Genomic DNA, 11,599 nt, shown 5'->3' on the forward strand with positions numbered 1-11,599 from the left:
CATGTAGATCGAGCCGCCATCGCCGCCGTCACCACCGTTCGGACCACCGTTCTCAATGAATTTTTCTCGACGGAAACTCATGCAACCATTGCCGCCGTCGCCGGCCTTTACTCGAATCGATACTTCATCAACAAACTTCATGACACACGCCTCTCGCCATACGGACGAGCCAAAAAAACAAGACATAAGACTCTTGCAAAAATGAGCGCAGCGACCTGATGACACGCCCCAACCGCAGCGCCGACAGCCCATACAAACAGTTTTGCAAGAGACTCACCCCACAAACGAAAAAGCCCCGTCGCAAGACAGGGCTTTTCCAGCGGTCTCGCAATTAAGCTGCGATAACGCTTACGTAACGACGACCGAAGGCGCCTTTTACTTCGAACTTGATCACGCCTTCGACTTTAGCGAAGAGGGTGTGATCCTTACCCATGCCTACGCCGTAGCCAGCGTGGAATTGGGTGCCGCGCTGACGCACGATGATGTTGCCCGCTTTGATAGCCTGGCCGCCATACATCTTGACGCCAAGGCGTTTGGCTTCTGAGTCGCGACCGTTACGGGTACTACCACCAGCTTTTTTGTGTGCCATGAGTTCAATTCTCCTAGTGAGGAATTAGGCTGAAATTAAGCCTGAATACCGGTGATTTTGATCTCGGTGTACCACTGGCGGTGGCCCATACGCTTCATGTGGTGCTTACGGCGACGGAACTTGATGATGCGGACTTTATCGTGACGACCTTGGGAGATCACTTCAGCCACAACGGTAGCGCCAGCAACGACTGGAGCGCCGATATTCACGTCATCGCCATTGGCGACCAACAGAACGCGATCAAAAGTCACGGATTCGCCAGTAGCGATTTCCAGTTTTTCGATCTTCAGGTATTCACCTGGGGCGACCTTGTATTGCTTGCCACCAGTAACAATTACTGCGTACGACATGGTATTTCTCCGATAATCCTGCTCACCCAGCGCTTTATAAGAAGAGGTATTGGCTGGCATGGCTGCATGGGCTGGAAGGCCCGGATGCAATTGCGTAAGGCAGGTGCTGCCCAGGAAGTTCAGGGTGCGCGATTGTACGCAAGCCGCAAGCGCCTTGCAAGAGGCCGTCCATCGCGCCTTGACAGGCCCAGGCGTGGGTCCTAGCATGCCGCGCAACCCTTCTGGAGCACCTGTCGCTGATGCAACCCCAAGCTTTCTACCGCGCGGTGGCGGACGATTTTAGCGCCGTCGACGGCATCATCAAGAAGCAGCTGACTTCCCGAGTGCCGCTGGTATCGAAAATCGGCGATTACATTACTTCGGCCGGGGGCAAACGCCTGCGTCCTTTGTTGGTGCTGTTGTGTGGCAAGGCCTTGGGCCGCGAAGGCGACGACATGCGCCTGCTGGCCGCCACCATCGAATTCCTGCACACCGCGACCCTGCTGCATGACGACGTGGTCGACATGTCCGGCATGCGCCGCGGCCGCTCGACCGCCAACGCCATGTGGGGCAACGCCCCAAGCGTGCTGGTGGGCGACTTCCTGTATTCGCGCTCGTTCGAAATGATGGTCGAGCTGGGCTCGATGCCGGTGATGAAGATCCTGTCCCAGGCCACGCGCATCATCGCCGAAGGCGAAGTGCTGCAGCTGTCCAAGGTGCGCGACGCCAGCACCACGGAAGAAACCTATATGGAAGTCATCCGCGGCAAGACGGCGATGCTCTTCGAAGCCTCGACCCACAGCGCCGCCGCCCTGGCCGGCGCCAGCGCCGAGCAAAGCGAAGCGTTGCGCACCTTTGGCGATCACCTGGGCGTGGCCTTCCAGTTGGTGGACGACCTGCTGGACTACAAGGGCGACGCCGAGACTTTGGGCAAGAACGTCGGGGACGACCTGGCCGAAGGCAAGCCGACCCTGCCGCTGATCTACACCATGCGCGAAGGCACTCCTGAGCAGGCGGCACTGGTACGCCAGGCGATCCAGAAAGGCGGGATCGAAGACCTGGAGAGCATCCGGGAAGCGGTTGAAGCCTCCGGCTCGCTGGACTACACCGCAAAACTGGCCCGCGACTACGTCGCCCGCGCAATCAAATGCCTCGACGCCCTGCCGGCCAGCGAATACCGCGATGCGTTGGTGGAACTGAGCGAGTTTGCGGTGGCTCGCACCCATTGATGGCATGAAGCCCCTGTGGGAGCGAGCTTGCTCGCGATAGCGTTGGGTCAGTAAGCTTGATGCTGATTGGCAGACCGCTATCGCGAGCAAGCTCGCTCCCACAAGGGTATTTCACTGCCCTGCCCTTCGCGGCCTAAAACCCTATATAATGTGCGCCCTTTTACCCTCCTGATACCCAAGGAACCTTAGTGAGCACGTTGCCTCCCTGCCCGAAATGCAATTCCGAATACACCTACGAAGACGGTACTCAACTGGTCTGCCCGGAGTGTGCCCACGAATGGTCTGCCAGCGGTGAAGCTGAAACGGCGTCCGATGAGACGGTGAAGAAGGATTCGGTCGGCAATGTCCTGCAGGACGGCGACACCATCACTGTGATCAAGGACCTGAAGGTCAAAGGCACGTCGCTGGTGGTCAAGGTGGGCACCAAGGTCAAGAACATCCGTTTGTGCGATGGTGATCACGACATCGACTGCAAGATCGACGGCATCGGCCCGATGAAGCTCAAGTCCGAGTTCGTCAGAAAAGTCTGAGCCGTGCGTATTCCATCCCACGCCCCGCGTGGGATGGTGCTTCACCCTCCCCGCTCCACCCCCCATTTACGCCTCCGAGCCAAGCGCGAGCCGATTGAGCTGCCGCAACCCACCGTCAGAAAAACAATTCGAAAACCAATAGAGCCTTGCTATTTAGCGAATAAGAATTATTCTCATAACGCCCATCAAGGAGATGAGAACCATGACTTATTTGATCGATGCCTGGCTGGACCGCCCACACCCTTACCTGAGAATCCTGCATCGGGAAACCGGGGAAGTCTGTGCGGTGCTTGAAGAAGAAGCCCTGAACGAACTGCAGGACCAGGGGGATCTGGACCTCAACAGCCTCAATTCCAGCGAGCCGCTGGTGCTCAAGGAACTGGTGCGCAATCTGTTCCTGTTCTGTTACGCCCGGGCGTTGCGCCCTACGGCGGATTTCAATGGCAGGTTTCATGGATGAAGCGCGCAAACCCTGTGGGAGCGAGCCTGCTCGCGATAGCGGTGTGACACTCAACATCAATATTGACTGACCGACCGTCATCGCGAGCAGGCTCGCTCCCACAAAAGCCTGCTTAAGCGTTGATGCCTTACAGAACGTCCAACAGCTCGACGTCAAACACCAGTACGCTGTGCGGCGGAATGCTGCCAACGCCTTGAGCGCCGTAGGCCAGTTCGCTTGGCACGTACAAACGCCATTTGCTGCCGGCGTTCATCAATTGCAAGGCTTCGGTCCAGCCTGGGATCACGCCACCCACCGGGAATTCGGCAGGCTGGCCACGATCGTAGGAGCTGTCGAACACAGTGCCGTCGATCAGAGTGCCATGGTAATGGGTACGCACCTGGTCTTCACGGCTCGGCTTGGCGCCTTCGCCCTGAGTCAGCACTTCAAATTGCAGACCCGAGGCCAGGGTGGTGATGCCTTCGCGCTTGGCGTTTTCAGCCAGGAATGCACGACCTTCGCCAGCGGCGGCTTCTGCCTTGGCGGCAGCTTCGGCCTGCATGATTTCGCGAATGACTTTGAAGCTGGCGGACATCTCGTCCTGGCCCACACGGCTCGGCTTGCCGGCGAAGGCGTCGGTCAGGCCAGCCAGGATTGCGTCCAGGCTCACGCCCGGTGGCGGGTTGTCGCGCAGTTGGTCGCCCAACTGACGGCCAATGCCGTAGCTGACGCGGGTTTCGTCGGTGGACAGGTTAACTTCGGACATGATGCTGCTCCGCTGTGCGGACGGCTCGGGAATTTGCCGTGCTTGACACAGCGCCTCCCGGAGCGCCCGGAACCAAAAGGGCGAGCAGACTAGCACAGATGCCGCAGCGGGTGACGAGCCCCCTGATCAAAGCGCCGCCACCAGAAACGACAACGCCCGCCTGCTTTGCAACAGACGGGCGGTGCGCCGCAGCGATGAACGGACCTCAGTGCTTGGTCAGTTTATCCAGGTAACCCATGGCAAACGCCGAAACCACGAAGGTCATGTGGATGATCACGTACCACATCAGGTGCTCGGGATCGACGTTCTTGGCATCCATGAAGATGCGCAGCAGGTGAATCGAGGAAATGGCAACGATCGAGGCCGCAACCTTCATTTTCAGCGAGGACGAATCCATGGTCCCGAGCCAGTTGAGCTTTTCCTTGTCGGAATCGATGTCCAGTTGCGAGACGAAGTTCTCATAGCCGGAAATCATCACCATCACCAACAGGCCGCCCACCAGCGCCATGTCGATCAGCGACAGCAGCACCAGAATCAGCTCGGATTCGGCCATGGCAAACACATTGGGAATGATGTGAAAGACTTCCTGGAAGAACTTCAGGGCCAGGGCCAGCAAGCCGAGGGACAGCCCGAAATAGATCGGCGCCAGCAGCCAACGGGAGGCGTACATTGCATTTTCGATAAAGCGTTCCATTGAGTCTCACACCAGGGCTGAAAAATCGCGGCGAGTATATCAGTCACGACCTGGGTCATAAACGCCAGGCCCATCCGCGACTTCAGCCCTTGGAGCTAAACCGTACTGCCAGCGCCCGCACGATGACGGCTTTCAATGCAACGGGCGAAACTCGAAGCCGTCAACGCTGCGACAACGGCCTCCATTGATTTCCCGCAATTGGGCCTGCATGTGCAGGCACCAGATCTGCGGGTCGTCGGCCAGCTCATAACCATGCGTTGTCAGGCTTTGCACAATGGTGTCGAGAATGGACTCAGCGGCATTCGGGCCGGGAAAAGGGCCTTGGGCCTTGATGGCCGAAGGTTGTTCGCCAGCCATTCCGGCGGCGAAGAGTAAGGTCCACATACCGGTATCTCCCGCCAGCGGACGGATGGCGCATTCGATACGGGTCACAAGGCCCAGGCATTGACGAGTGAGGCAAAGGTTGCGCGACATGGCGGCGCCCCTCGATAGATCCGGTATTCAGCCTCAGGACAAGGCTGTTTCGATCCGATGATGGCTCTCGTTATCCTTGAACTGAGGATAGAAGAAAAGTTCCGGCCGCAAGTCCCGCCGAGACCAGAATGCGCCGAATGGTCATAGTGTGAATATTGACGCCAAAGTGGTGGCACTTTTTAGCCATCACCACAAACAATTGTGGGAGCGAGCCTGTGGGAGCAAAGCTCGCTCGCGATGACGTCGTCACAGACAACACCTCTGTTGGCTGTAAAACCGCTATCGCGAGCAAGCTTTGCTCCCACAAAGCTCGCTCCCACATTGACTTACTCCGACCTGGAACGCATCAAGCCGGCTTGGCCTCCGCCAGCGCCTGTTGCGCCAGTTCCTTTTCCGCTTCCTTGATGTCGTCTTCGCTGATCATCTCCGCGATCACCCGCAGCCGTTCCACCACCCGGGCATTGACGCTCCCTTCGGGGAACTCACCATTTTCATCCGGCTCGCCGGCAGGCTCACCCACCAGCAGGCTCAGGGCTTCGTCGGCCTGGCGCACCGCATAAACATGGAACTGCCCGGCGCGCACGGCGGCGAGCACCTTCTCGTCGAGCATCAGGGTGGCGACGTTGGCCTGGGGGATGATCGCCCCCTGCTCGCCGGTCAGCCCACGGGCTTCGCAGAGGCGGAAGAAGCCTTCGATCTTCTCGTTGACCCCGCCCACCGCCTGCACTTCACCGAACTGGTTGATCGAGCCGGTGATAGCGAAACACTGCTTGAGCGGCGTCTTCGACAAGGCAGAAATCAGCGTACACGCTTCCCCCAGGGACGCGCTGTCGCCGTCCACGTAGCCGTAGGATTGCTCCAGGGCGATGCTGGCCGAGATCGCCAGAGGAAACTCCTGGGCGTACCGGCTGCCCAGGTAACCGGTGAGGATCATCACGCCCTTGGAGTGGATCGGCTGGCCGAGGTTGACCTCTCGCTCGATGTCGACGATGCCGCTGCCGCCGGGGTAGACCGTGGCGGAAATCCGCGCCGGCACGCCGAACGCCGAATCCCCCACCTCCAGCACCGTCAAGCCGTTGCACTTGCCCACAGCCGCGCCGTCGGTGTCGATCAGGATGATCCCCGCCAGCATGTCGTCGAGAATCCGCGCCGAGACGCGCCCGGTACGGGTGGCCTTGGCCTTGAGGGCGCGTTCGATGTGACCGGCATCAGTCATCTCGTCACCGGCCAACTGACGAATGAAATCCGCCTCGCTGACCAGCTGGAACAGATCGCCAATCCGCGCCGACAAACGCCCCTGATGTTCGGCCAGGCGCGCACTGTAGGTGGCCAGGCGCGCCACCGCATCGGCGGTCAACGGGGCCATGCCCTCCTCCGAAGTACGGGTCTTGAGCAACTGGGCGAACTGCTCCAGGCTTTCATCCCCCATCGGAATGTCTTCGTCGAAATCCACTAGCACGCGAAACATTTCCTGGAAGTCCGAATCCAGGTCCTGCAAGGCGTAGTAGAGCTGGCGGGCGCCGATGATCACCACTTTGACTTGCAGTGGAATGTGCTGCGGGGTCAGGGTGACCGTGGCCAGACGCCCCAGCTCGCCCAGTGGCGACTCCATTTTCAGTTTGCGCGATTGCAGGGCACGTTTTAGTGCATCCCACACGAACGGCTCGCCAAGCATTTTTTCTGCTTCAAGGATCAGGAAACCACCGTTGGCCCGATGCAACGCCCCCGGGCGCAGTTGTCGATAGGTGGTGTAGAGCGCGCCCTGGTCAGTGCTGTATTCAATGCGCCCAAACAGGTTGTCGTAGGTCGGGTGCGGTTCAAACACCACCGGCGCGCCACCGCTGGTTGGGTGCCCTACCATCAGGCTCGGGGCGTATTGCTCCTCCAGGAGCTTGCGGGCAATGGCGTCGGTCTTGCTGTCGTCCACCAACTGCTCGACCACCGTTTTGAGCAAGTAGACCTGCATGGCTTGCAAGTAGCCGCAGACCGCGGCGTTCTCTGCGTACTTTTCCGACAGCGGCGCCAGCAACGGTTGCAGGGCCAGGGTGATGGTTTCTTCGTTAAGTTGACGCAACTGGTTGCTGGACTCGCGCTTCCACTGCGGCAGGCTGGCGAGCTCTTCGTTCAGGCGTTCTTCCAGGCCCGAGATGTCGTCATGAAAACGCTCGCGCTCGGACTCCGGCAACTGGGCGAATTCCGCTTCGTCCAGGGCCTTGCCCTCGCTCATCGGCGTGAAGGCGATGTTGCTGCTGTCACGGTACAGGGCGACATCCTTCTCCAGCGCCAGGCGCTCGATGACATCCAGGGCGCGGTCGTAGCGCTGGTTGAAAGCACGGTCGATGGCGCTTTTCTTCTGTTGATAGGACGGATGCTCGAACACCGCCGGGAAAGTCGCCAGGAGGTTGTCGATCAGGCCGTTGATGTCGGCGATGAAAGCCCCCGCCGTCCCCGATGGCAGCTCCAGGGCGCGGGGTTCGCGGGGCTCATCGAAATTATTGACGTAGACCCAGTCCGCCGGGGTCTGCATACGCTTGCCTTCGGCCTTGAGATAACGCTTTACGAACGAAAACCGGCCAGTGCCGGGCTCTCCCATGACAAATACGTTGTAACCGGGGCGCGGCATGGCCACGCCGAACTGCAATGCTTCGACCGCACGCTCCTGGCCAAGCACACCGCGGAAGGGTTCCAGATCATTGGTGGTAGAGAAGCTGAACTGTTCAGCGGAAAACGGGCGGGTCAGCGCTTCGGGCGCTAGACGCAAGCTGGCAGCAACAGGATCAGGCATCGGGCTTCCTTACATCAGGCGGGGCAGATAGCGGCATTCTGGCGCTGCCTGCACCTGACTGGCAAGAAGCGCCTCAGGCCAAAGCATAGTCCAGGGGCATCCCCTGAGCCCGAGCCCGTAAATTCATGACACTGCTGTTACTTTTTGCAAAATGTCACGGAACCCTAGGATCGTGCCTAAACTCCAAATTGCGCGGCTGGAACAATAACCGGCCCACTGGCCTGTAGGGTCAGACCCTGTCCATTGGTATGCACATAAAAGAGAACATAGCTATGAAACGGATTCTTCTCGGTACTCTCTTCACCGCTGTATCCCTCAACGCCATGGCTCAGGCGCCAGGCGGTCCGGATTGCGGCTGGGGCAACATGCTGTTCGAAGGTCAGCGTGGCACCCCAGCTCACTTCCTGGCATCCACCACCAACGGCACCTCGGGCAACGCCACCTTCGGCATGACATCCGGCACCAACGGTTGCTCGACCAACGCGGCACTGACCTACGGTGGCAAGTCCTGGCTGGCCATGAATGGCATGATGAACGAGCTGTCCGAAGACATGGCCAAGGGCCAAGGCGAAGCGCTCACCACCTACGCCGTAGTACTGGGCGTGGCACCGGAAGACCGTGCGCATTTCTCCGCTGTCACTCACGAGCACTTCCAGCAGATCTTCAGCAAGGCTGATGTGACCGCAGAAGACGTGCATACCAACACCCTGGCCGTGCTGAAAAGCGACCCACGCCTGGCCAAGTACGCCACTCCAGCTTAAGCTCGACACCACTCGCTCCTCTCGGGGAGCGGGTTTTCTTTTTGGGGCCCCTTCCGGTCTTTATTTTTCGATTGTCCAAGTAGCCAACTATGCTCAAACGCCTTGCCTGGCTGGCGCTCTGTGTGTGCGCCCCGTTGTCCGCCGCACCTCATGTCGACCCTCAACGCTTGCAGCAACTGGCCAACGACCGTTTCTGGATTTCCTTGGGCCACTACGAAACCGCCAAGCTCGGTGGCTGGCGCAGCTATATCAGCGACAAAGAGTTTTTCCTCGCTCCCGACGGCAACGAACATCCTGACCACGAACTGGCCGCCACGGTGCAAGCGCTGTACGGCCCGGCCAGTGCTGGTCAGCAACACGCCCAATGTGTGTACCCGGCGCGAACACGCTGGCTGAAGGCGCAGCTCAACCTGACGGATCTGCCGACGGTTGACTGCAGCGAATTCACCCAATGGTTCAAGGATGTCGCGCCCCACAGCGCGGTGATGATTTTTCCGGCCGCCTACCTGAACAGCCCTTCTTCGATGTTTGGCCACACCCTGCTGCGCATCGACCAGGCCGATGTGCAAAGCGACAAGACCGCGCTGCTCAGCTATGCGATCAACTTCGGTGCCTACATCGAAGGCTCGGACAACAGCATTCTGTATGCCTGGAAAGGCCTGATGGGCGGTTACCCGGGCCTGTTCGCCCTGGTGCCCTATCAGGAAAAACTCTCCGAGTACCGCAGCCTGGAAAACCGCGACCTGTGGGAATACCGCCTCAATCTGAGCCAGGTGGAAACCGAGCGCATGGTCGAGCATGTGTGGGAACTCAAGCAGATTGAGTTCGACTATTTTTTCTTCGACGAAAACTGCTCCTATCGCCTGCTCGAACTGCTGCAAGTGGCCCGTCCCAGCCTGCGGCTGACCGAACAGTTCCCGTTGACGGCGATTCCCACCGACACCGTGAAGGCGGTGAAAGAAGCCGGGCTGGTGGAGAGCATCGAATACCGGCCCTCCCGTGAGCGGGAACTGCTCAGCCGCGCCGAACCTCTCACCGACGACGAGCAGCAGTGGGTGCTGAAAGTCAGCGCCGACCAGAAACAACTGCAGACTTCAGCATTCAAGGCATTGCCTCGCGCTCGCCAGGCGCTGATCATCGACGCCGCCTATCGCCTGGAGCGCTACCGCGCCAACGGCCAGGAACGCGACCCACAGCGCGCCCAGCGCAGTTTCGAACTGTTGCGGGCGATCAACCAGAACCCCGCGCCGGAACTCGACATCCCGCAACCGGGCCTGCCCGAGGATGGCCACGAGTCGCGCACCTGGCAGGCTGGCCTCGGCACTCGTGGCGACCGGGCGTTCGGCGAATATGGCCTGCGCATGGCCTATCACGACCTCAACGACAACGCCGAGAGTTTCCCGTTGGGCGCACAGATCGAGATCCTGCAACTGAAGCTGCGCCAGTACGAAGGCAATGACTGGCAGGTGCAACAGCTGGACCTTGCGACCATTCGCTCCCTGACTCCGCGCAACGAACTGCTGCAGCCGCTGTCCTGGCAAGTCACCGGCGGCCTGGAGCGGGTGCCGGGCAAGCACGACGACGAAACCCTGGTCAGCCACGTCAATGGCGGAGCCGGCGGCACCTGGGCACTGGGTGACGACATGCTGGGGTTTGCCTTGGGCACGGTGCGGGTCGAACACAACAACGACTTCGCCCAGTTCATCGCTCCGGCCGCAGGCTTCAACACTGGCGTGCTGTGGAAAAACCCGCTGGGCAACTTGAGCCTGGAGGCCAAAGGCGACTATTTCATCAACGGCGAAGTGCGCCGTAGCGTGAGCCTGAACCAGCAGTGGGAACTGTCACGCAACCTCGGTCTGCGCCTGAGTGCCCAGCGCGAGTTCAGCCATCTGGCGTCACCGGAGAACGAAGTGATGCTGGAGGTGAAGTGGTATCACTATTGACCGGGGCATACCCCGCACTCACCTAAGCGAACAGATTCATCACAGCGCTTTCACATCGGCCTGACGAATCCACTTCTAAACTTCTCTTATGAGTGGATCAGGCAGGAATGCAAAAAAAATGAGGCGCGCGGTGGTGCTGAGTGTGGTGATGTTGCTCGGTGGCTGCGAAACCACCCACGAAAACCTGATCGCCCGGGGTTACCCTCCGGCATTCGCCGACGGCTTTGATGACGGTTGCAGCAGCGGTCGGCAGGCAGCCGGCGTGATCACCGGCCAGTTCAGGAAGGACGTGCCACGGTATCTCAAGGACGCTCCCTATGCCGAAGGCTGGAGCGACGGTTTCCGTCAATGCCAGGCCATGCGCGAAAGTGAGGAGCGTAACGCTTACCGCGAACGCCATTGGGACGAGCGAGAACGGGCCTGGCAGCAGCAGAAGGACCAGGACGCCGCCCGGGCTTATCGCTCACAGTGAGTCGCGTACAGACATCCGCTGAAACCAAAAGCCTGCGACCATGGCCCAAACTCCAATAGAGGAGAACATCATGAGTCGCGCCTTCGTCAATGAGGACAACGCCGCTGCCCAGGCCGATCAGCCGGTCGAACGCCAGGTCAGCGCGCAACCCAATTACGTCACGCCCGCCGGACTCGCCCAATTACAGGCCCGGGTCGCTGAGCTGCAGGCGCTGCACAGCCAGCAGGTGGCCAGGGGAGAACTGGCGGACAAGCAGCGAATCGCGGATATCGAACGGGATCTGCGGTATTTCAATCAGCGTTTGCAAAGCGCGCAGGTCCTTACGCCAACCTCATTGGATCAGGTGCGGATCGGGCATTGGGTGACCTTTGTCGATGAGCATGACCACGAGCAGCGAGTGCAGTTGGTGGGTGAAGATCAGGCCGATGCGGCCAGCGGACTGGTCAATTGGGGCTCGCCGCTGGGGCGGGCGTTGCTGGGGACGAAAGTTGGCGATGAAGTGATCTGGAAACGGCCGGTGGGGGATTTGACCATTGAAGTGGTGGCGATAGAACCGGGGTGATCTTGCCAGCCTCATCGCGAGCAGGC

Annotated in this window: 13 protein-coding genes and 1 pseudogene; 7 read left to right on the plus strand and 7 right to left on the minus strand. The window is 59.8% G+C overall.

Translation table 11 applies throughout. The features are described from left to right. The 3 genes and pseudogenes from obgE to rplU all read right to left on the minus strand — a co-directional run. Positions 1-141: pseudogene (gene obgE / locus GSM73_RS27615) on the minus strand (GTPase ObgE); the annotation flags it as partial. Positions 142-331: 190 nt separating this feature from the next. Further along, a complete protein-coding gene (gene rpmA, locus GSM73_RS19665; RefSeq protein ID WP_003205738.1) occupies positions 332-589 on the minus strand; it encodes a 50S ribosomal protein L27 in 258 nt (85 codons plus the stop codon). A 35-nt stretch (positions 590-624) separates the two neighbouring features. After that, a complete protein-coding gene (gene rplU, locus GSM73_RS19670; protein ID WP_003176051.1) occupies positions 625-939 on the minus strand; it encodes a 50S ribosomal protein L21 in 315 nt (104 codons plus the stop codon). Between the two features lie 239 nt (positions 940-1,178). Between rplU and GSM73_RS19675 the strand changes: the two genes are divergently transcribed. From GSM73_RS19675 to GSM73_RS19685, 3 genes are all read left to right on the plus strand, one after another. Then, positions 1,179-2,147 (plus strand): polyprenyl synthetase family protein, encoded by a 969-nt coding sequence (locus tag GSM73_RS19675; protein ID WP_076386394.1) that lies wholly within the window; start codon positions 1,179-1,181, stop codon positions 2,145-2,147. Positions 2,148-2,335: 188 nt separating this feature from the next. After that, positions 2,336-2,677: a zinc ribbon domain-containing protein YjdM gene (locus GSM73_RS19680; protein WP_076386396.1), complete on the plus strand. Its 342-nt coding sequence runs from the start codon at positions 2,336-2,338 to the stop codon at positions 2,675-2,677. A gap of 202 nt (positions 2,678-2,879) precedes the next feature. Next, positions 2,880-3,137 carry a hypothetical protein gene (locus tag GSM73_RS19685; protein WP_047230160.1) on the plus strand — a complete coding sequence of 86 codons (258 nt, stop codon included), beginning with the start codon at positions 2,880-2,882 and terminating at the stop codon, positions 3,135-3,137. A 127-nt stretch (positions 3,138-3,264) separates the two neighbouring features. Here the strand turns inward: GSM73_RS19685 and GSM73_RS19690 are convergent, their stop codons facing one another. The 4 genes from GSM73_RS19690 to GSM73_RS19705 form a co-directional block, all read right to left on the minus strand. Beyond that, positions 3,265-3,882 carry an FKBP-type peptidyl-prolyl cis-trans isomerase gene (locus GSM73_RS19690; protein ID WP_025215564.1) on the minus strand — a complete coding sequence of 206 codons (618 nt, stop codon included), beginning with the start codon at positions 3,880-3,882 and terminating at the stop codon, positions 3,265-3,267. A 205-nt stretch (positions 3,883-4,087) separates the two neighbouring features. After that, positions 4,088-4,576: a TIGR00645 family protein gene (locus GSM73_RS19695; RefSeq protein WP_047230159.1), complete on the minus strand. Its 489-nt coding sequence runs from the start codon at positions 4,574-4,576 to the stop codon at positions 4,088-4,090. A gap of 132 nt (positions 4,577-4,708) precedes the next feature. Continuing rightward, positions 4,709-5,050, minus strand: coding sequence for a hypothetical protein (locus GSM73_RS19700; RefSeq protein ID WP_047230158.1), 342 nt, complete (start codon positions 5,048-5,050; stop codon positions 4,709-4,711). A 346-nt stretch (positions 5,051-5,396) separates the two neighbouring features. Then, positions 5,397-7,835 carry a Lon protease family protein gene (locus GSM73_RS19705; protein ID WP_047230157.1) on the minus strand — a complete coding sequence of 813 codons (2,439 nt, stop codon included), beginning with the start codon at positions 7,833-7,835 and terminating at the stop codon, positions 5,397-5,399. A 272-nt stretch (positions 7,836-8,107) separates the two neighbouring features. On the opposite strand from GSM73_RS19705, the gene GSM73_RS19710 reads away from it, so the two are divergent. From GSM73_RS19710 to GSM73_RS19725, 4 genes are all read left to right on the plus strand, one after another. Beyond that, on the plus strand, positions 8,108-8,596 hold the full coding sequence (locus GSM73_RS19710; RefSeq protein WP_047230156.1) for a DUF3015 domain-containing protein: 489 nt from the start codon (positions 8,108-8,110) through the stop codon (positions 8,594-8,596). An 89-nt stretch (positions 8,597-8,685) separates the two neighbouring features. Then, positions 8,686-10,539, plus strand: coding sequence for a DUF4105 domain-containing protein (locus tag GSM73_RS19715; RefSeq protein ID WP_160893605.1), 1,854 nt, complete (start codon positions 8,686-8,688; stop codon positions 10,537-10,539). Between the two features lie 118 nt (positions 10,540-10,657). Beyond that, complete coding sequence (locus tag GSM73_RS19720; RefSeq protein ID WP_047230154.1) at positions 10,658-11,011, plus strand: hypothetical protein; 354 nt, start codon at positions 10,658-10,660, stop codon at positions 11,009-11,011. A gap of 70 nt (positions 11,012-11,081) precedes the next feature. Then, positions 11,082-11,573 carry a GreA/GreB family elongation factor gene (locus tag GSM73_RS19725; protein ID WP_160893607.1) on the plus strand — a complete coding sequence of 164 codons (492 nt, stop codon included), beginning with the start codon at positions 11,082-11,084 and terminating at the stop codon, positions 11,571-11,573. Positions 11,574-11,599: the final 26 nt, after the last annotated feature.

Source organism: Pseudomonas sp. PICF6, from assembly GCF_009831705.1.
Lineage (GTDB): Bacteria > Pseudomonadota > Gammaproteobacteria > Pseudomonadales > Pseudomonadaceae > Aquipseudomonas > Aquipseudomonas rhizophila.